General features: G+C 38.2%; 20 protein-coding genes. All 20 read right to left on the reverse strand.

The window, feature by feature from the left end:
* Window positions 1-81: 81 nt before the first annotated feature.
* Complete coding sequence (locus ACFS6H_RS06775) at window positions 82-1,128, reverse strand: glycosyltransferase (protein WP_386096549.1); 1,047 nt, start codon at window positions 1,126-1,128, stop codon at window positions 82-84.
* Window positions 1,128-2,246 carry an N-acetyl sugar amidotransferase gene (locus ACFS6H_RS06780; protein ID WP_386096551.1) on the reverse strand — a complete coding sequence of 373 codons (1,119 nt, stop codon included), beginning with the start codon at window positions 2,244-2,246 and terminating at the stop codon, window positions 1,128-1,130. Before ACFS6H_RS06780 ends, ACFS6H_RS06775 begins: the two co-directional genes overlap by 1 nt.
* Complete coding sequence (locus tag ACFS6H_RS06785; RefSeq protein WP_386096553.1) at window positions 2,239-2,994, reverse strand: AglZ/HisF2 family acetamidino modification protein; 756 nt, start codon at window positions 2,992-2,994, stop codon at window positions 2,239-2,241. The genes ACFS6H_RS06780 and ACFS6H_RS06785 overlap by 8 nt, the downstream gene beginning before the upstream one ends.
* Before the next feature lies 1 nt (window position 2,995).
* Window positions 2,996-3,622: an imidazole glycerol phosphate synthase subunit HisH gene (gene hisH, locus ACFS6H_RS06790; protein WP_386096555.1), complete on the reverse strand. Its 627-nt coding sequence runs from the start codon at window positions 3,620-3,622 to the stop codon at window positions 2,996-2,998.
* Between the two features lie 51 nt (window positions 3,623-3,673).
* Window positions 3,674-4,960 (reverse strand): lipopolysaccharide biosynthesis protein, encoded by a 1,287-nt coding sequence (locus tag ACFS6H_RS06795; protein ID WP_386096557.1) that lies wholly within the window; start codon window positions 4,958-4,960, stop codon window positions 3,674-3,676.
* A gap of 125 nt (window positions 4,961-5,085) precedes the next feature.
* Window positions 5,086-6,315 (reverse strand): polysialyltransferase family glycosyltransferase, encoded by a 1,230-nt coding sequence (locus tag ACFS6H_RS06800; protein ID WP_386096559.1) that lies wholly within the window; start codon window positions 6,313-6,315, stop codon window positions 5,086-5,088.
* A complete protein-coding gene (locus ACFS6H_RS06805; protein ID WP_386096561.1) occupies window positions 6,315-6,914 on the reverse strand; it encodes a hypothetical protein in 600 nt (199 codons plus the stop codon). The genes ACFS6H_RS06800 and ACFS6H_RS06805 overlap by 1 nt, the downstream gene beginning before the upstream one ends.
* A gap of 83 nt (window positions 6,915-6,997) precedes the next feature.
* Complete coding sequence (locus ACFS6H_RS06810) at window positions 6,998-7,744, reverse strand: SDR family oxidoreductase (RefSeq protein WP_386096563.1); 747 nt, start codon at window positions 7,742-7,744, stop codon at window positions 6,998-7,000.
* Complete coding sequence (locus ACFS6H_RS06815) at window positions 7,726-8,637, reverse strand: Gfo/Idh/MocA family protein (RefSeq protein ID WP_386096565.1); 912 nt, start codon at window positions 8,635-8,637, stop codon at window positions 7,726-7,728. The genes ACFS6H_RS06810 and ACFS6H_RS06815 overlap by 19 nt, the downstream gene beginning before the upstream one ends.
* Window positions 8,634-9,359, reverse strand: a complete 726-nt coding sequence (locus tag ACFS6H_RS06820; protein WP_386096567.1) for an acylneuraminate cytidylyltransferase family protein — start codon at window positions 9,357-9,359, stop codon at window positions 8,634-8,636. The genes ACFS6H_RS06815 and ACFS6H_RS06820 overlap by 4 nt, the downstream gene beginning before the upstream one ends.
* Before the next feature lies 1 nt (window position 9,360).
* Window positions 9,361-10,410 carry a nucleotidyltransferase family protein gene (locus ACFS6H_RS06825; protein ID WP_386096569.1) on the reverse strand — a complete coding sequence of 350 codons (1,050 nt, stop codon included), beginning with the start codon at window positions 10,408-10,410 and terminating at the stop codon, window positions 9,361-9,363.
* Window positions 10,411-10,424: 14 nt separating this feature from the next.
* On the reverse strand, window positions 10,425-11,546 hold the full coding sequence (gene neuC, locus ACFS6H_RS06830; protein WP_386096571.1) for a UDP-N-acetylglucosamine 2-epimerase: 1,122 nt from the start codon (window positions 11,544-11,546) through the stop codon (window positions 10,425-10,427).
* A gap of 152 nt (window positions 11,547-11,698) precedes the next feature.
* Window positions 11,699-12,718: an N-acetylneuraminate synthase gene (gene neuB, locus ACFS6H_RS06835; protein ID WP_386096573.1), complete on the reverse strand. Its 1,020-nt coding sequence runs from the start codon at window positions 12,716-12,718 to the stop codon at window positions 11,699-11,701.
* The gene (locus tag ACFS6H_RS06840; protein ID WP_386096575.1) at window positions 12,711-13,355 is read right to left on the reverse strand and encodes an acetyltransferase; all 645 of its coding nucleotides are present in this window, start codon (window positions 13,353-13,355) and stop codon (window positions 12,711-12,713) included. Before ACFS6H_RS06840 ends, neuB begins: the two co-directional genes overlap by 8 nt.
* Window positions 13,355-14,524 (reverse strand): LegC family aminotransferase, encoded by a 1,170-nt coding sequence (locus ACFS6H_RS06845; RefSeq protein WP_386096577.1) that lies wholly within the window; start codon window positions 14,522-14,524, stop codon window positions 13,355-13,357. Before ACFS6H_RS06845 ends, ACFS6H_RS06840 begins: the two co-directional genes overlap by 1 nt.
* Window positions 14,521-15,519, reverse strand: coding sequence for an NAD-dependent 4,6-dehydratase LegB (locus ACFS6H_RS06850; protein WP_386096579.1), 999 nt, complete (start codon window positions 15,517-15,519; stop codon window positions 14,521-14,523). Before ACFS6H_RS06850 ends, ACFS6H_RS06845 begins: the two co-directional genes overlap by 4 nt.
* Before the next feature lie 4 nt (window positions 15,520-15,523).
* Complete coding sequence (rfbA, locus tag ACFS6H_RS06855; RefSeq protein WP_386096581.1) at window positions 15,524-16,381, reverse strand: glucose-1-phosphate thymidylyltransferase RfbA; 858 nt, start codon at window positions 16,379-16,381, stop codon at window positions 15,524-15,526.
* A gap of 16 nt (window positions 16,382-16,397) precedes the next feature.
* Window positions 16,398-17,459 carry a dTDP-glucose 4,6-dehydratase gene (gene rfbB / locus ACFS6H_RS06860; protein ID WP_386096583.1) on the reverse strand — a complete coding sequence of 354 codons (1,062 nt, stop codon included), beginning with the start codon at window positions 17,457-17,459 and terminating at the stop codon, window positions 16,398-16,400.
* Window positions 17,460-17,624: 165 nt separating this feature from the next.
* The gene (locus ACFS6H_RS06865; protein ID WP_386096585.1) at window positions 17,625-18,593 is read right to left on the reverse strand and encodes an SDR family oxidoreductase; all 969 of its coding nucleotides are present in this window, start codon (window positions 18,591-18,593) and stop codon (window positions 17,625-17,627) included.
* 8 nt (window positions 18,594-18,601) lie between these two features.
* Complete coding sequence (locus tag ACFS6H_RS06870; RefSeq protein ID WP_386096587.1) at window positions 18,602-21,016, reverse strand: GumC family protein; 2,415 nt, start codon at window positions 21,014-21,016, stop codon at window positions 18,602-18,604.
* Window positions 21,017-21,021: the final 5 nt, after the last annotated feature.

A 21,021-nucleotide genomic window follows, 5' to 3' on the forward strand; every position in this document is an offset into this window, starting at 1 on the left:
GTCTTTCTTATTAATTAAATATTGTAACTCAAGGGTTAAGTAACTACAAATAAGTTCCTAAAATATTTAGGTGAGTGTATATCAATGCTGATATATATCCCGCAGCCCTTCTAAAAAAACGGGTTTAGAGTATTTTTGTAACAAATATTTATATTCGCTTGCAACTGCTGTAATACCGTTTTGATATATGTCTGTAACCTTATTAAAAAAATCATCGCTGTCAGCCTTTTTAAAGAAATACGCTGAATCTGGTGCTATTTCTTTAAACGCCGGAATATCAGAAATTAAAACCGGTAAACCTGCTGCAACTGCTTCAATTAAAGCTATGCCAAATGTCTCGGAAGTAGAACAGGAGCAGTACAGGTCATACTGTTGTAATAATGCAGGTGTGCTTTTTTGTTTACCGCAAAACTTTAGAGCCGTAATGCCTCTCCTGTGCAGTTCATTGATATATATTTCCATGCTATCACCTTCACCAAAAACATCCATTTTAATGGGATATTGTTTCAGCTTTTCAAAAGCTGGTAACAACACATCATATCCCTTTTCGTGAATAATATTGCCTACCGCAACAATTTTTAAGGGTGTACCCTTTGTATAGGGGTATAACTTTAGCTCACTATTGGCCGGTGTATTTACAAAATTAGGTAAACAACTGTTTTGCCCTTTAGGGAAATGTTGTTTCAGAATACCATACACATAGTCTGAAACTGCAACCCGCCGAAGGTTCCGGTGACCAATAGTTTTGTCAATAATTAATTGAAGCCGCACCTTATAATTACTCAACATAGTATCAAAATCGGCAAAATGATAATGATTGATGAGTTTTTTTCTCTTTGGCGTTGCTAACCTAGAAATTATATTGGTCCAGTAGGAGTGACTATGAACAATATCTATATTTTCTTTTGCAATTATTTTTTTTAACCTGCTTACTATTTTAAAGAGATTCTTTACGGGGTTGCCGTCTAAGTTATAACAGGCATATTGATTGGTGATCTCCCGGTAAAAATTTGTATCAGAGAAAGTTACAATTACATGGTCGTGTTCTTTCAACTCCGGAATATAATTTGTCAATAAGGTTTCCGCTCCTCCATATCCTAAGCTATCAATAAAGTGTAATATCTTCATTATTTGGAAAAGAATTTTCGGTACAAATTATATATCATTGTAAGCCGCTTTTCATCGTTCGGATATTCATAATAGTATTTTCCGGGCTTTTCAATTATCTGCTCTAGTTCATCCATTGATATGGAAAGTTTTTTGGCAATATATATTTTGTCTTTTGCTATCTCTTCTTCGTTGTAAGCAGGCGTTTTCAGAATTGCTAACGCTTCATCCCTGGTAATGGCATTATTGATTATTTGACTGCTCAAAGTAGCTTTTCTATAATCTAAATTGAACTTTTTAACCAATAAATAGGATTGAATAAATTTAGTAAAAACGGACTCATGGTGTTTACCACCGTAATCTTTCCACCCCAGCTCATCTATTAATAATTGTTTAGCCTCGTCTTTATCATAGGCAACATAGTTTAATAAATAAATGATCTTTATGCCTTTGATCATTTTATAATAAAACTCTTTTTCGAAACTGAAATTTGGGAACTTTTTGGGCTTCAGCTTACCATACGTTTTTTGAATATAATTGAAGTATTTAGTGTCTTTTGCATTATAGTGCCAAAGTTTGGGTAATATACCTTCTGTGGCGAGGTTTCCCCCACTGATTATATATTTTATACCATGGCTCGCGGCTACTTTATGCAGGGACCCGGGTATAGCGACGTCCGTTGGTGTTTCAGCTTCTACAACCGAAGCCTTTAAAAAGGATAGTTGTATATCCTTAAACTCTTCCCAGTCCAGTACATAACTCATGTAATCAAATCCAAGACGTGTTGCAATTTGTTTGATGTTAATAGCAGCGTCATTGGTATTCCATCCGTTATCTAAATGTACCAGCAATGTTCTGATGCCATACTGTTTCAGTAAATAGGCAGCATAACAACTGTCTACTCCTCCGCTAATACCCAGTAATGCATCATATTTCTTGCCTTTACCTTTCTCTTTTATTTTGCTGATAATTGTATCAAGGTATTCCTGGCCCAATTTCTTGAGTTGGCGAACCTCTTCCTTTTTTTGTATAAAATCAGTACAGTGATTACATATTCCTTCTTCACTGAAAACAATTTCAGGATCGGTTGTATCCATCACACAACGGGTACATTGCTGATAATCTCTTTGCTTAGTCATAAAAATTTACACGATTTTCCAGATAATTTATTAATACACCTTTGTGAGATCCGATATAAACAAACATGCTTCCTGCTGCCAGTCCGGTAGCATGTCCCTTTAAATATCCCTCTTTGAGGTGTTGTATATTTCCTGCCCCCCCCAGTGCTATTGTTGGTATTTTTACCTGGCTCGATATCTCATTAACAAGAGGTAGATCATAACCAGCCATTCGGCCATCATTGTCTACCGATTGAATGATCAATTCGCCGGCTCCATTGTCTTCCATTAACTTAGCGAAGTCCAGTGGTGTATACTTAGTACTTTCTGTCGCATTTAAATACCAAACTTTTTGCTTTTTAAGAAAGCTTGATTTTACATCCATACATACGGCGATAGTGGAAGTGCCAAATTCATTTGTCGCTTCTTTGATAAACCCCGGATTTATAGCTGCTTCAGAACCTATGATCACTTTTTCTGCACCGGCTGCAATAAGTTGTGCTATATCGGAAAGTTTTGTAATGCCTCCTCCTACACAAAAGGGCATATTGGCCTCTTCACCTATTTCCTGTACAAGTTGGATATTTATTAAACGTTTATTTTTTGACGCTGATATATCCAAAAAGACAAGCTCATCTGCTTTGAATTCATTGAATATTTTTACGGCGTTAATAGGATCTCCTATGTAATTATAATTCTTGAAACGGGTAGACTTTACAAGGTGATCCTGGTTCAGGAGTAGTACCGGTATAATTCTTGGTCGAAACATATTATAAGGCTATAAAATTATTAAGCAGTTGCAGACCTGTATCATGACTTTTTTCAGGATGAAATTGTGTACCGAAAATATTTTCTTTTTGTACAGCTGAAATATATTCATATTCAAACACCGTACTGGCTATAACATTCGTGTACGAAGGTGCATGATAATGGTAGGAATGAAGAAAATAAAACTCAGCGTTATCATCAATTTTTTTCAGTAAGGGACTGTCACCGTGCTTTTGTATTGAATTCCATCCGGTCTGCGGGATTTTATGGGTTAGCTGATCTTTAATTTGAAAGCGCATTACTTTTGCATCAATCCATCCCAGACCTTCCACATCTCCTTCCTCGCTAAATTTTGACATTAATTGCATCCCCAGGCATATGCCCAATACAGGTTTTTTTTTGTGAAGTACGAGATCGTTAAGCGCATCCAGCAGGCCGTTCCGTTGCAGGTTTTCCATGGCTTTGGCAAAATGCCCTACACCCGGCAATACAATTTTATCGGCATTCAGTAATTCCTCGGCTGTAGAGACAATGGTTGGGGCGGAATTGGTTTGCTGAATTTTTTTATATACGGTGTGGATATTCCCCATTCCGTAATTAACAATGGCGATTTTTTGCGGGGTTGACATGGTTATAGTAAAATTGTTTTGGAAATAGCGAAATATACCAGGTGCGGACAGTTATTTAAAGGCATCTTTAAATTTAACCGCGGCCCACGGTAACCTGATAAGCGAATTACTTTTGGCGCTTATGATGATAAATAAGATTAAAAAGGATATTAAAGTGGCTATTGCGGCACCTATTCCTCCCCAAATTGGAATGAGAACAAAGTTTAAGGCAATATTTAAAACTACATTAATTACCGATAGATAACCTAAGAATTTGGTTTTATGCCGATAGTAAATAACGGGAGCAAACAACATATATCCTCCCCAGAAAAGGTAACCGAGACTTATCCAAAAAACGTAAGGTGTGGCCGACCCGTAATTACTACTAATGAACCAGTTAAAAATAAATGGCGATGCCAGGTTGAGTGCAATAAAACCCAATACCATTATGATCAGAAACTGATAATTAGCTTTTACAATCCGTATCAAACCTCCCTCTTCCTGTTTATGGAGGTTTTCCATTACAACCGGCGAATAATAATTTGATAACGCGTTTATAAGTATCATTATCATAGCCCCAATGGTATAACCAACATTGTAAATACCTGCTTCTTCCAGCGTTATCATTTTGGCAATAAACAGACGGTCACTTTGGTTTACAATAAATTTTCCAATTGTATGAGCGATAAGCGGCGTTCCAAAAGTGATAGCCAGCCACATATATTTACGGGAAATACGAATTGATAAAAGCTCTTCTTTATAAAAAATTAAGAATGAAATAAAAGAAAAAAGGACTGAAACGATAAACCAGGAATGGATTCTTCCCTCCCAGCCATGTTTCAGATATACTACAAAGTACAGGGTAAGCAAGGCTTCCAGGATTACCTTGCTTAAATTAAATATGGCAAACAGTTTTGCTTTTTTTGCGGTGACCAGATAAAGGTTGGCTACCTCCACCACGTTTAGTACAAAGCAAAAGACAGCCATATACACATACAACCATCCGGTGGCCGGCAATTCCATGATTACTGCTAAAGACCGGAACCCTGCCAACAACAGTAGAAGTAATAACAGAGTTGGGACAACCGGAACAAAAAGGGCCGACGAAAACAGCCGTGCATACTCCCTTTTATCTTTCATCTTATAATATTCTACGCCTAAAATCCCATAGCTTAACAAGCTGACGAGGGGCATAAGCAGGAGAACATAAGTATTTAAAAGTGAAATAATGGCATAATCAGCCGGTAATAAGTGATATGACAAAACCGGAAGTAAAAAAAAGTTGATTCCTGCTGATATAACACTGACAATCAGATAAATTGAGATATTGATCAATCCTTTAAACCGGAAAAGACTCATTTGATAAATGAAATATTTAGCATAAAAATTAAAATTATTTAATAACGATTGAATGATCGGTGTTTGGGTAATATGCTAACCTGAAAAAATATCTTTTGTTAAACTTATAAAAGTGTTCCTGCAAATTAAGACTGTATTGCCTGGATGAACCTTTCTGACGAATTACCATCAAATTTATATAACCAGTTTTTAATAAATTCATCTTTCTTCATTAGTTGCTGTTGATATAATGTATCAATATCCTGGTAGGCGATATATAATTCCTCCCACTTCTTAATTTGCAATGAAGCTCCTGTTTTTGTCAGAAAATCAGAAAGGGGCTTGGCAACAGAAGCCGGATGCATTTCTAAAGAAAAACAAACAGTATGCTTCATGGCCATTAAAGGCATCAGTAATGTAGAGTAAAAACCAATAATTATGGTCGAACTCTGTATGCTGTCGATAAATTGAGCATTAGTAATGATGGAAGCATTTCTATTATGGATAAGTTCTTTATAAAGTTCAATGTTACCATATGGATGTATCTTGATCAGGAGTTTTTTACCTGTAGACTCAGAAAAACCGAGCAAATGTTGTAAAAATTCCTTTTTATTTTCTTCGTTCCAGCCAAAAAGTAGTTGCGTCTCAAACCCGCTGTCAATGAACAGGATAGTTTCATTACCCGGGTTTTCAATCTTTAATTCGGCCAGGTAATCGAAAGAAGGGCACCCAATAAACTTAACCGGATAAGTTGCCGGTAAATGATCGTTTAGTATATGAAAATCAAATATTTTTGGACTAAATGATATATACTCATCCGCCAGCCTGTATTCACTTTTTACGAGTTCAAAAGTTTTTGCTATGGATTCTTTCTTCCGGATATTAAAATAGTGAATAAGGAAGTCGGCATATACTGATGGAAGATTTTTGACAGTATTTTTAAAAAATTGGCGTCCCTTAAATCTTGTCCTGATTGTACTGATTATTGCCGCATAGTTTTTTAGTCTATCCGTCAGACTCAACGGTGGTATTGAAAAGTCCATCTTTAAAAACTCATGACTTCTTATGCCGTGTTCAATGTGGTATGTTTTTATCCCGGCTACTTTACAGGCAACATTTACTGCAACATGGTTAAATGTCTCTATAAAGTAAAATAAAACTTTTACAGGTTTAATCTTATTAATCAGGTCCTGGGCGCTGATAAAATCGCTCCAGAAAATGGCCTCTCCGTACTGTTTATATTCATCTCTTTCTACTTCCGATTTTAATGTATATTCCAGGAAATAGATCTTGTAGTTATCCTTCAGAATTTTTGCCACATACAAAAAATCAGTACGATTAAAGTCTCCAACAATTATAAGGCTTTGCTTATCCATTATACAAAAAATTGAACCTGTATTTTATCTTTTGTACTAATAGATAATGCGGGACTGAAGCCTGTTACAATACAGGAATCCGGTATGGTTGCTTTAAGAGCAAAAGTATTGGCTCCAAAAATTACATTACTGCCTATTGAACACTCTCCTAAAACAGAAACACGGGAATATAAGACTACATTTTCACCGAATGTTGGGTAGATATATTTCCCGTCTTTATAAACGGACCCTATGGTGCAATTCTGATAAATAACTATTTTATTTCCGTAGCTGGCATTACCAATAACTGCCCCTACCGGATGCACAAGCATAAAAATTTCGGGAAGCGTTACACTAAAATACAGGTCTAATCCGTGGAGGTATTTGTTAAGTAAAAATAATTTGGTGGCCACCGGTATGTTAGCGTTTTTATAACATTCGTTACTCAACAGGTAAACAAATGAACAATAATGATCTGAATGAAGATGGTTGAAGTAAACATCCTCACCATCATTATAATACTTGTTATTTATTCCCTCAAAACAGGTACGTATGCGCTCTAATGCTGTATATACAAATGGTGTTAAAGTATTATCATTAATATGATCCGGGTCGGGCACAAAAGTATTAAGCTGTTTGGTTACCAGCCGGGTAAGGTCATTCACGCTAATACTGCTCCTGAAGCCTCTTTTATAGATTGTATTCATATTGCTGTCCATCCTCCATCTACCATTAAGTTATGTCCTGTTATAAAAGAAGCTTCCTCTGATAGTAAAAAAGTAACAGCCGGTGCTATTTCATGTGCTTCTCCCATTCTTTTTAACGGCGATTTGTTTTCGTAGCGTTCAATAAAAGACGGATGTTGTTTGTCTTTTATTCCACCAGGTGAAACACAGTTTACTCTTATATTATATTTGCCGTAATAGGACGCCAGGTACCGGCTAAAATTTATAATACCACCTTTTATTGCTGCATATGCAGCCGGAGAAGTACCTCCATAGCCTTCGTAAATGGTAAAATCGTTGCCTACTACACCATATATGGATGCTATGTTCACAATAGAACCGGTATGTTGCAGTTGCATTTGTTTTAAAACTTTCTGACATAAAACAAATGTGCTGTTAAGCTGCATATCAATATTTTGCTTCCATGATTCTATGGGTATATCTTCAAATTTTGCGCCCCAATCACTTGTTCTTGGGTATGCGTTGTTTACCAGTCCGTCAATCCTTCCAAATTTGGTAAGAACGAGTTCAAGTAAGTTATTGATGGATGCCTCATCAGTTATATCACATTTAATGTTACCGGAATCGATATCTGTCTCAGCATTTATTTCTGCATTGATAACAATGGCATTATGCTGTTTCAGGTGATCAACAATGGCGGTGCCGATTAATCCACTGCCGCCCGTAACAATAATTACTTTTCCTTCTACTCTTCCTCTAGGCATATTTTTAAAACTTGATAAGCTTCTGCAGCAGTATTTAAACTTAAATTGTTATTAGTGATACCCTCAATAAAATATTTCATTTGAAGGGTATAGGTATGGGCAATTTTTTGTGCCGATTCAAACACTATTTCTTCGTTCCACGTAACCGTATTATTTAATAAATTAACTAAACAGGTGCCCTCTTCAAATACTATTTCCAGCTCTCTTTTAGAATCCTTTCTATAATAATTTAAAATTACATTCGCGGTAAATTGATCGTAAGCCAATAAATAGTTGGCATAATCAGTTGCATTAATAGTCAATGAGGATACGGATCGAAAAGTCTTTTTTATCTGCGACGGATGTCCGAAAAGCCAATAGGCATAATCAATCTCATGGATCAGGTCGATGTGTGCCCCCCCTCCCAATTCTTTATTTGCACTGTACGATTCCCTGAAGTTTGTACCAGGCCGCCAGTCTGGCAAATAGGAGCCGCAATATATATTTACTTCATTAATTCTTTTTCCTTCCAGAAAAAGCTTTGTAAAAATAAGACATTCTAAAAACCTCAGGTTACAAGCTACGTATGTCGGGATGTTGTTTTGTTTAATAGCTTCGATCAGCTCATCGGCCTGTAATTTATCGAAAATGGGTTTTTCAATAAAAAGAGGAATATTATATTGTAATAACCCGCTTATAGTTTGATAGTGTAAGGCGGTTGGATTAGATATTACAATAAAATCGAACTTCCTGTTTGCTATTTCGTCAGCATTATAAATATTTGTAACATCTGAAATTACAGCCGCATTAATTGTCGATCTTAGGGCATAAATTTCTGAATCAGGGCGAATATTTTTTATTGCCTGAATATGTTTTTGTGCAATTGACCCTAAGCCGATTATTAATACCTTCATCGAAAATCAAAATCAAGTTTACCTGAGGTTAATAAAAAAGACATAAACTCAAAATCAATAGGATGATCCAGGTCAAAACATAAATGAGGTACTTCATACACCAGGGTTTTTTCTGTAAAAACAGTGGCAAAACCTTTTTCAAAAAAACTTCTTCTGTAAAAATAAAAGGATGCATTCATGTCATAAACTTTTGGTGCTGTTTGCCGGCTCAGGAAAGTTCCCTGTTTACACAATGAAAAGAAGCCGTTTGCATTTTCCTCAACCATATTGAAATACGGGTTCCGGTTTGCCGGACTTACGGAAAATATATTATAGGCATCATGATTTTCAAGCAATAAAGAAAAAGCCCCCTGGATATCTTCCTGGTTTCTTAACGGAGATGTTATATCCAGATCAAGAATGAAATCGTATTTTTTTTTGTGTACTCTTTCACTGTATAATAGTGTATCGTTAATAGCACCAATCTTTCCTGCTTTATCGGAGGCCAGATCGGTTGGCCTGGTATAATTGGTGTCTATATTAAAGCCGAAGCTATTGACCACAGTTTTTATTTCGTCCGCGTCTGTTGACAATACAATATCAACATCCGGGTTAGATTCCTGGTATTGCTTTGCTAACCTGGCTGAATAGAAGATCAGCGGATTACCCGCAATTGGTTTAATATTCTTTCCCGGAATACCTTTTGATCCGCCTCTGGCGCACAGGGTTATTAATGTACTCATGCTAAAGTTTCAAATGTTTAATATCTTCCTGGGCCTGTTTAAAATCTTCATGTTTGCCAATATCCAGCCAATAACCGGTAATGGGATAGGTAACTAATTTTTTGTTGTTACTGAGTATGGTTTCCATCAACTCTGGTACATCATAAGGCCTGTTTTTGGGAATGAGGTCTAGCACTTCTTTTTTAATGAAATAAATGCCTGCATTGGAATAGTAGGTGTAGCGGGGTTTTTCTTTTAGTGAGGTAACAAAGTTATTGTCGCATATTTCCAGCACAGCGTACGGTACATCTACGTGATAGGAAGTAGCTGCCACTGCCATATCTGCTCCTGACTCTTTGAATGTGTTATAAAAGCCTGCCAAGTCAATATTAGTTAATAAATCACTGTTCATAATTAAAATATCATCATGATCAAATGATTCTACCAGATGTATAGAGCCGACAGTTCCAAGCGGTTCTTTTTCTTTTGCATAACTGATTTCTGCACCTTTATTTGCGCCGTCACCAAAATAACTTACCAGTTGCTCGCCTAAATAATTGATGCTGATATTTATCTTCTTTATACCAACGTTTATTAGCCTGTCGATATTATATTCAATAATAGGCTTATCGCCAACTTTTAACAAAGGCTTGGGTGTATTGGCTGTAAGGGGCAGTAGCCGTTTGCCTTTGCCACCTGCCATCAGTACCGCATCAGCAGGTATGATTGTTTGTTGTAACCGGAAATTAAGAATATCGATGATCACGCCATTTTCATTTAAAATGGGGATTATTCTGAAGTTTTTGTTCTTATATTCTTCCAGTTCCTGTAAGGTGTACTTAGTTCGGGTAATGGATATTGGATTTTTCTGTATAAACTCCAATATAGAATCATCAAAGCCCAGGTTTTTTATGAATCCTCTTCTTAAATCGCCATCAGTTAAAGACCCGATTAATTTATGGTTATCATCTACGACAAATAAGATGGCGTCTGATGCAAGTTTATCCAGCTTGGCAAGGGCGCCTCTTACTTTTTCACTTTTATGAATGATATGTTTATCTAATTGTTGCATGGTATGCGTAAAATTTAAGATAAAACCTGTAAGTATTGTTTGATATGGTTATGCATATACACTGCAGCATTGCCATCGCCATAAGGATGGTGTATTGCCGGAACAGCTTGCTGATGCAACAGGTTCGCTGTAGCAACAATCAGTTCTTTTTCAACTGCAATTGTTTTAATATTATCTGTAATTAACCTTCCGTCCTGCCTATTGCCCAGGTTAATTACCCATTTGGGAAAATAAGAAGCTTCGGCAAAGCCGCTTGAGGTATTACCTAATAATAAAACACAATGTTTTATTGCGCTTAAATAACCTAAGGTTCCCAAATTTTCAAAAGCAAAAATCCGGTCCGGGATCTCCCGGGCTACGGTTTGTAATTTTTCCCTTATTACATTTCCCATTGTGTCGGCATTGGGCATTGTAATAATTATTTGAAAATCTTTTGCAAGTGTCTTAAAGCTGGCGGCCAGTTCCCGGGCATACAATTCGTTCTTTTCATATGAAACAGTTTCCGGATGAAAAGTAGTAAGGATAGTGGGAATGCTCATGTTTACAGCAAACCGTTGTTCAAACTCGGCTAATGAGAGCAATTGAAGATGAACCAGATTATCAATGCTTAATGCGCCAGTGTTGTATACATTATTGTTATTACCTGTTAACTCAATAATACGTTGCTTGTACACTTCTGTACCGGCAAAGTGAATACTGGCCATATGTGTCAGACTATGACGGAATACATTATCCATAGCGCCAAGTGTTGTTTCACCACCATGGATATGTGCAACCGGAATGGAGAACGGGATGCTCGCTGCAACGGCGGCAAACATCTCATAACGATCTCCTAAACAAAGGATCAGGTTGGTGTGCAGTTGTTGCCAAACCTGGCTAAATTGTTCCACTGTTTTTGCCATGGAAAGGGCAATAGTGGCAGGGGAGGCACTGTCCAGTACAAACGCAAGTTCCCGCGTTATGGTAAAACCATCTTTACGTATAGCATCGGCTGTATAACCGTATGCTTTACTGGTATGAGTGCCAAAGACAACAATTTGTAAGTTTATATCTGGATCCTGCTGCAGTAACTGCAACAAGGGTTTGTATATACTATAATCGGCCCGGGAACTGGTAAGTACGGTAACAGCGTGCAAAATGAAGATTGTTTTTAAAGCTGGCTTTATTGAGTTTGGGGTAAAGCTTTCGCGAATAATTCGGAATACTGTAAAATGTTAAAAGTATTTATGTCTCATAACAAGTTTCACATAACAAAGCCAAACCGTGGCAACACTCCTGGTAATAATAGTTATGCCAGGTCTGTTAATTGTAATAAATGTTCAGCAGGTAAACCGGCGACCAGTTTCCTGCCCACTATATTTGCTGACTGCATGGGAGAAATACCTGTACCCGGCCTTTTCATTATAAGATCGTTTTCTGTAAGGATATGTCCTGCCTGTAATGCATGTTTAAGATGGATGCTTTTACGGGCAATGGCCATATTTTTCGCTTCAGAAGCGCTTGGCTGTTTGATACCGTTACCGGATATGGCCAACTCGATATTACGTATGGCTCTCACCATGGCTTTAAGTTCATCCGGTTCCAGGGATGCACGATGGTCCGGGCCTTCCATTGTCCGGTCAAGCGTAAAATGTTTTTCTATAACAGTAGCACCTAATGCGACGGCTGCAATTGGCACTTCAATACCAAGTGTATGATCGGAATAACCAACCGGCACATTTAATTCCCTGCTGATAGCGTTCATTGCCAAAAGATTAACATCCTGCATGGGGGTTGGGTACTCAGTATTACAATGTAATATGGTGATATTGCCCGGTAAGGTGCCGGCGTTTACAAGCAAAAGATAAGCATCTTTTATTTCCTGCATGGTGCACATTCCTGTTGATAATATGATATGCGGAAAGGTTTGTGCCATCTGCAGTAAATAGGGCAGGTTGGTAATTTCACCTGAAGGAATTTTTCCGATAGTAATGCCTTTGGAATGCAACAACCCGATACTTTCATTGTCGAAGGGCGTAGAAAGAAAGGTTATGCCTTTTTGCTTACAATAGTTCAATAAGGTATCATGATCGGCTTCAGAAAGTTCCAGTTTTTTAAGCATCTCCAGCTGGCTTTCTTTTTTGTCAGTTGTTTCTTGCTGATAAGTGGCTTTTGTTGCGTTTTTACTGGCTATCTTATCGGCCTTGAAAGATTGAAACTTTACAATATCCACTCCGGCTTCAACAGCAGCGTCAATCAGCTTGCGGGCATTATCCATACTGCCGTTATGGTTTACCCCGGCTTCTGCAATTATCAAAACTTTAGCCATCTGCAATTTTTTTATGAGGACTTCCGGCATAAATACCGGCATCTGTAATATTTTTTATAACAATGGTACCAGCTCCAATGATCGTTTCGGGGGCTATAGTTATATTATTCGCAATAACAGCACCACTGCCGATAAAAACCTGATCATTAATCACGCAGGTTCCATTAACAATGCTGCCTGTTGATAAATGACAGTGGTCACCTATTGTTGCATCATGTTCAATAAGGGCATTTGTATTAATAATGGCGTTAACACCAGTAGTTGCACCGGCATTAATACAGGCGCCATGCATAATAATGGAGCCATTACCTATTGTTGCCCTGGATGAAACATATGCTTTGGGAGAAACAATAGTGGCCATGTTGGCTCCTAGTTGTAAAAGATTTTGGTAAATATTTAAACGTATACGGGCTGTTTTAATTTGTCCGACAGTAATTAAAAAACTTTTTTTTGCTAAAACCAATTCTTCTATTAAACTATCATTTCCAATAACAGGGTAGCCATCTATTAATTCCCCTGCATTTAATGAACTATCCAAAATGCCTTCCACCTGGTACACATTCTCCTGTTCAATAACATCAATACAAGACCGGCAATGGCCTCCGCCTCCGATTAATATAATAGGTTTTTTTTGCATTATGGGCGGTAGCTACTAGGGATATTAACCACTCGTTCTTCTAACCAGCTTGCATTGGGTAATAAACCGCTTACACAATGCTGGTACATTGGCAGTTTATTCATCAGCTGCCATATGGGACGTGTCATCACCTGGTTTACATTACTGTATTGTAAAAAGTCCTGCTGTTCCTGGGGGCTGTTAAAGATGATGGTATTAAGCCAATAGTTAGCTGTTGTGCCAGGAGCTTCGGTTACAAACTGCTCTTTATTTCTACCAGAAAAAAAGAGCTTATACTTTTCTGCCAGTTCTCTTTTATTCTCCAGCATATTGTCTAATTGTTCCAACTGGGCACATGCCAATGCTGCATTCAGGTTGGGCATCCGGTAATTGTAGCCAATCATATCATGCTTGAACTCGTAAGCATGTGGCATTTTTGCTGTTGTAGAAAGGTGCTTTGCCAGTTTACCTAATTGTTCACTATTGGCAACGATAGCGCCTCCTCCTCCCGAAGTGATGGTTTTGTTTCCGTTGAAGCTAAAAATACCTATATCGCCGAATGTACCGGTATGTTGTTCTCCAACATAGCTACCCAGTGATTCGGCTGCATCTTCCACCAGAGGAATATGGTATTGTTTACATATAGTTGCCAGGTCCATAATACGTAAAGGGAATCCGAAAGTATGCATGGGAACACAAGCCCCTATACGCTGGTTGGTTGTTTTATAAAATGTGCCTGCTTCAGTTGTAAAACAATTTTCTTTAAGCCAGGCTGCTACGGCAGCTGGTGATAATCCCATTGTGTCTTTATCAACATCGATAAAAACTGGGTCAGCTCCTGCATGTTTAATCGCATTTGCGGTAGCAGCAAATGTTAGTGGTTGTGTAATAACTAAGTCGCCGGGCTTAACACCGACAACAATTAATCCAAGATGAAGTGCGACAGTGCCGTTTGTGGTTGCAATAGCGAATTTGGCACCTGTGATATCCTGCATCATTTCTTCAAACTTATTTACATAAGCTCCTACAGAAGAAACAAAAGTAGATTCGATTGTATCGAGGACATATTTTTTTTCATTACCACCAAAGTATGGTGCGTGAAGCGGAATAAATCCCTGCGGTTTATTAAAAGTGCTTCTGATGAAGTTCAGTATATCGATAAAGGTATTATCTGTAATTGTCGTACTCACAGGTTATAAATATCTGCTTTATATTGTTTTAAATTTTCGGGATTTTTAAACCAGGTAATAGTTTCAGCAAGTCCCTGGGTTAAATTGTATTGTTGCTTCCAATTGGTATGCGTAGTAATTTTTTCTTTTGAACCAAATAAACGGAATACCTCTGATTTTTCAGGACGCATACGGATATCATCTGTAACAATTTTGGCCTGTGGATTTATCTGTTCAATTATTTCCCGCGCCAAGTCGGCCACACTTATCTCCGACTCGGTGGCAATATTGCAATCGTGGCCAATAAGTTTTTCCGATCTGGCAATTTCTATAAATCCACGGGCAGTATCTTTTACATAAACAAGATCACGTGTTGGTGTAACGTCACCAAGTTTTATCTCGGTTTTACCATTCAACAATTGAATAATAATTGTTGGAATAACGGCACGTGCAGATTGGCGCGGACCAAATGTATTAAAGGGGCGTACTATTGTTAAAGGTAAATTGAAACTCCGGTAAAAGGATTCTGCAATACAATCTGCGCCGATTTTTGATGCAGAATAAGGCGATTGAGGCTGGCGGGGATGTTTTTCATCAATAGGAATATATTGAGCAGTTCCGTACACTTCAGAAGTAGAAGTCACCAATACCCGCTCTACTCCCAGGTCTTTGGCAGCCTGTACTATGTTAAGAGTTCCTTTAACATTCGTATCAATGTATGAATCAGGGGAATGGTAGCTAAACGGAATGGCGATGAGTGCGGCTAAATGAAATACCACATCTATATCTTTCATGGCTGTTCTTACACCATTAGGATCACGAATATCCCCGGTAAATACATCTATTTGTGACAGGGTTTCTTTTGAAAAACCGTCCAGCCATCCCCAGCTGTTAAATGAGTTATAATAACAAAAGGCACGTACCCGGCACCCTTCCGCTAATAATGCTTCTACTAAATGGCTGCCAATAAATCCATCAGCGCCTGTAATTAATACCCGTTTATTTTTTAATTCCATATTGTTATACGATTGTCCTCAAATATTTACCGTAACCACTTTTAATTAATTCATCTGCTATATTATATAGCTGGTCTTTGGTAATAAATTTATTCCTGTAAGCAATTTCCTCAATACACCCGATCTTCATTCCCTGCCTTTTTTCTATCACCCTTACAAACTCACTGGCATCACTTAATGAATCAAAAGTTCCTGTATCCAACCAGGCTGTACCTCTGTCAAGTACAGCAACTTTTAAATTCCCCTGGCGGAGATATTCCTTATTTACATCGGTAATCTCAAATTCACCTCTTGGAGAAGGTTTTAATGCTTTCGCAATAGCTACAACACTATTATCGTAAAAGTATAAGCCAGGTACAGCATAGTTCGATTTGGGTTGTGCGGGTTTTTCTTCTATTGATAATGCCTGCATGTTTTCATCGAACTCTACCACGCCATAACGTTCCGGATCAGATACCTGGTAGGCAAAAACATAACCGCCCTCAATATTATTTAAGGTTTGGAGTTGTTTACCTAACCCGGTGCCATGAAAAATATTATCTCCTAAAACCAGGGCCACTTTGTCATTTCCAATAAACGTTTCACCAATTACAAATGCCTGTGCCAGGCCATTCGGAACTTCCTGTACGGCATATTCAAACCGGCATCCGATCTGGCTTCCGTCACCTAACAGGCGTTTGAAGGATTGATTGTCTTCCGGTGTCGTAATAATTAAAACTTCACGTATTCCGGCCATTAATAAGGTAGATAACGGGTAATAGATCATCGGCTTATCATAGATCGGCATTAATTGCTTACTGATAGCTTTTGTAATCGGGTAAAGCCTGGTGCCGGATCCTCCTGCAAGAATGATTCCCTTCATTACTTGTTATTGGTTTTTAAATTGAATTAGAATATTGACTTTCATAGTAAGCCTGGTATGACCCATTCGTTACATGTTCCAGCCATTCGGTATTTTGTAAATACCAGTCAATGGTTTTTGATAAACCTTCTTCAAAAGTTACCGAAGGGCTCCAACCTAATTCCGTATTGATTTTTGTCGCATCTATCGCATATCGTAAATCATGGCCGGGACGATCTTTCACAAAAGTGATCAATTTGGCACTTGTACCAGGTTCGCGGCCTAACTTCTCATCCATTTGTGTACAAAGCAAATGGACCAGGTCAATATTTTGCCATTCGTTAAAACCTCCAACATTATATTTTTCACCTTTTTTCCCATTATGAAAAACAGTATCTATAGCACGGGCATGATCAATTACATACAACCAGTCGCGGGTATATTTGCCATCGCCATAAACAGGTAATGGTTTATTATTAATTACATTATGGATCATCAGCGGAATTAATTTTTCCGGAAAATGATTCGGTCCATAATTATTGGAACAATTGGTCAGTACTATTGGTAAGCCATATGTATCCGCATATGCGTATACAAAATGGTCGGACGCCGCTTTTGATGCAGAATAAGGTGAATGCGGGTCATATTTGGTCTCCTCTGTAAAAAAACCGGTAGTGCCCAGGGCACCATATACTTCGTCAGTTGAAACGTGGTGGAAACATTTTCCTTCGTAATTATCTTTCCATAATTCTTTGGCGGCATTTAGTAAGTTTACCGTGCCCACCACATTGGTATACACAAAATCCAAAGGCGATGTAATAGAACGGTCTACGTGACTTTCCGCTGCCAGATGAATAATACCATCCGGCTGGTGTTTAGCAAATACGGCATTTACTTCAGGAGCGTTTACAATATTTACTTTTTCAAAACCGTAATTGGCCGCTCCCGTAATGTCTTTCAGGTTCTCTAAATTACCTGCATAGGTCAGTGCATCCAGATTAATTATTTTATATTCCGGATATTTATTTACAAACAACCTGATCACATGGGAGCCAATAAAGCCCGCTCCCCCGGTTATTATAATTGTCTTTTTTGTCATTTTTATTTTTTTATCAACTGCATGATGCGTGATTTCTCCTTTGCAGAATTCTGACAGGTAGTAGTATAAGGAATGTATAGGATGTTACTTATTGTGAGTATCATTAAGGCGTAATTTCGATTGAAATATACATCCGGAGAATAATATTACTACGGATAATACAGGCTAATCCTTACTTAAAAAGGATGGGTTTTCTTTATACCATTTAAAAGTTTTTTGCAAACCTTCTTTCACAGTTATAACGGGAGCATAACCCAGTAATGTTTTTGCTTTATCAATATTGGCCAGGCTATGTTTCACATCCCCTTTCCTGTCAGGGCCATGCGTAGGTACTATAGTCGTTTTTGCTTCGGCATTCAGGCCGTCAAATAATTCCAATAAGGAGGTTTGTTCTCCGCAGGCTATGTTATAAACCTGGTTAAGCGCATGTGTATTGCTGGTTAAAAGCGCCAGTATATTAGCCTGTACAGCATTGTCAACAAAGGTAAAATCACGGCTATGTGAACCGTCGCCGTTAATATGTGGCGCTTTATTGTTCAATAAAGCCTGGACAAACAAAGGAATAACGGCGGCATAAGGACCTTTCGGATTCTGAAAAGGTCCGAATATGTTAAAATAGCGTAATCCTATTGATGGCAGGTCGTATACACTGGCATACACACGGGCATATAACTCGTTAACATATTTCGTCACAGCATAAGGTGATAAGGGATTCCCTATTTTATCTTCTACTTTGGGTAAACCAGGGTGATCACCATAAGTAGAGGAACTGGCGGCATAAACAATACGGCCAACACCTTTTTCTTTAGCAGCAGTAAAAACATTTAAAGTACCGGTAATATTTACTGCATTAGTGGTAAGAGGGTCTTGTATGGAACGTGGCACGGAGCCAAGTGCTGCCTGATGAGAGATAGCCTGTATATTGTCGCAGGCCCTTAAACAGGTATCATAATCGCGAATATCGCCTTCAATAAATTCAACCTTGGAGTGGTCGATAACTGTGGCCAGGTTATCTTTAGAGCCGGTGCTTAGATTGTCTAAAATACGTACCAAACTCACTGTTTCATTTTCTACAAGGGCTTTAACCAAATTAGAGCCTATAAAACCTGCTCCGCCAGTAACCAGGATATTCATAATTATAATTATTTTTTAGAGAACCATTTTAAGGGGTTGATGAAATTTATTACCTGTTTAAACCATGATTTATTTTCTTCCTCCTGGGTGTAATAATCGTTTTTCGTATAACTATACCCGTATTTGCCATAACCATAGTAGCCGTATCCGTGCCCAGAAGTAATATCGTTCACGATAACAGACATTTTAGGTATTTTCTTATTCTCATACAGGTCGTTAATAATATTGATCTGCTTTTTATAGGTATATCCCTGGCGGGTAATATATAACGATGCATCAGCATATTTTCCAAGTGTAAGGGCATCGCTCACTATACCTACCGGTGCTGTATCAATAATAATAATGTCAAAATGTTTTTTCAAATAACTGAATATCTCATCCACTTTGGTATCCAATAATAATTCAGACGGGTTAGGAGGGATAGGCCCGCAGGGTAACACAAATAAGTTATCAGTGTCTTGTACCGGCAGTATCAAAGTTTCCATGGGAGCTTTACCTACGATGAAATTACTGATACCAGGTTTTTTGATCATACCTAAACCTGCTAATAGCATGGGTTTGCGGATATCAAATTCCAATATGATCGTTTTTTTACCAGAGAGTGCCAATACTGCACCAAGGTTAGTACTGATAAATGACTTACCTTCTCCACTAAAGGAAGAAGTGATCATGATCACCGGCTTCTGAATATTATTGATCACGTATTGCAGGTTCGAACGTATAGTTCTGAATTGTTCTGCTACCATGGTTCTGCTGGTCTTGCCTACAACCAGGGTTTTCCCAAGAGATGAACGCCCTACTTCTCCGAGTATAGGTACATTGCTTACGCGGGTAATATCATTTTTGGAGCTGATTTTGTCATTCAGCATTTCCAGTAATATAATAATGGCCACTGGTACCAGAATACCCAAAATAATGGCAATTAACCGGATAGTAGTTTTATTGGGTTTGGCAGGGGTGTATGCTACAGCTGCTTCATCAATAATTTTTGAGGTAGATATTGTGGATGCCCTGCTGATAGAAGCTTCTTCACGCCTTTTTTCCAACAATTCATATAACGCCAGCTTGGTAGTTACCTGTCTTTCCAGGCCTAAAAGATCTTTTTGCTTTTCAGGTAACTCATGCAGTTGTTTCTGGTTTAAAAGGTCTGATTTTTCTGTTTCCCTTATTCTGCCGCTGATAGCTTTTCTTAAGTTCTTCAGATTTTCAAGGATCATAGTCCTGTTTTTTTCAATCAGGCCGTCTGCTTCTTTTACGGAAGGGTGATTGGCAGGAATATTTGATTCAATTAATGTTTGGCGTCCAACCTGGGCCAGGTTATAGTTGGTTATCAGGCTGTTTAATGTCGGGTCAGTTATCCCCAGGGAGGAAGGGGCTGTTGATTTTTTAAATTCATTATTTTTATCACTCAGGTAACTCTCAATCATTTCTATGGATAATAACTGAGCCTGTGCCTCCACTACTTTTTCCTGCGATTTATTAAGGTTGTCATAATAATTAGTGGTTATTGCGTCGGCATCAACTATGAGGTTAGCTTTTACCCGGTAATCAATAACTTTTGTTTGTAATTCATCCAGCTCTTTCTTTAAAGTATCCAGCCGGATGTCAATAAAACTGATCATTTGATCCGTAGAAAAATTATTCTGTTCAATGGTCACCGAGTCATATTGTACCATGGCACTGTTGATGATGTCGGCAGTGAGGAAGGGGTTCGATGTTTCCAGGCTTAATACCAGGCTGTTACTACCCGTTCTCGGCGCAACCATCAGCGCATTGGCATATTTGGCTGCCATAGACTTGGTGGGGGTCCAGTCCACCTGGAACTCGGCGCCACTTGCTACGGGTGAAAGAAGCTCAACACTGAAAGTGCCATGAGGGGTTGTAAATGGCTTACCCACTGTAGTACTGATATTCAGTTTAGCGATTTCAAACTGTTCGCTGTTAGTAAATTTCAGGTGGTAGGAAAAGCTGGCCGATGAATCGGTAAGCGCATGAATGTTTAAATTAAAAGGACTTCTTTTATAGATGTTCTCCGACTTGATCCGGCCGATTGCCGTATAACTAAGCTGTAAACCCAGGCGATTGACAACCCGTTCCATTAAGGGTTTAGATTTAATGATCTCTAATTGGCTTTGTAAGCTTTGTACTTTGGTCGTACCATACAATAAATCTTCTACCTTATCATTTCCAGATGATTTGCCGGTTTTTATCTCTAATTGTATAACTCCGGAAGAACTATATATGGGCTGGGCATAGCGCAGATAAGTGTACGCAATTAATAATGCTATTGCTACGGATAGCACAACGAAAGGAAGAAAACGAATGTATTTATAAAACAATTCTTTGATGCTTAAAGAATTGTCTACTTTCTGTACACTGTTATCTGTGGGTAATGAAACGATATCTTTTGGGTCCTGATTCACTGGGG

This window comes from Terrimonas rubra (assembly GCF_042686025.1).
Lineage (GTDB): Bacteria > Bacteroidota > Bacteroidia > Chitinophagales > Chitinophagaceae > Terrimonas > Terrimonas rubra.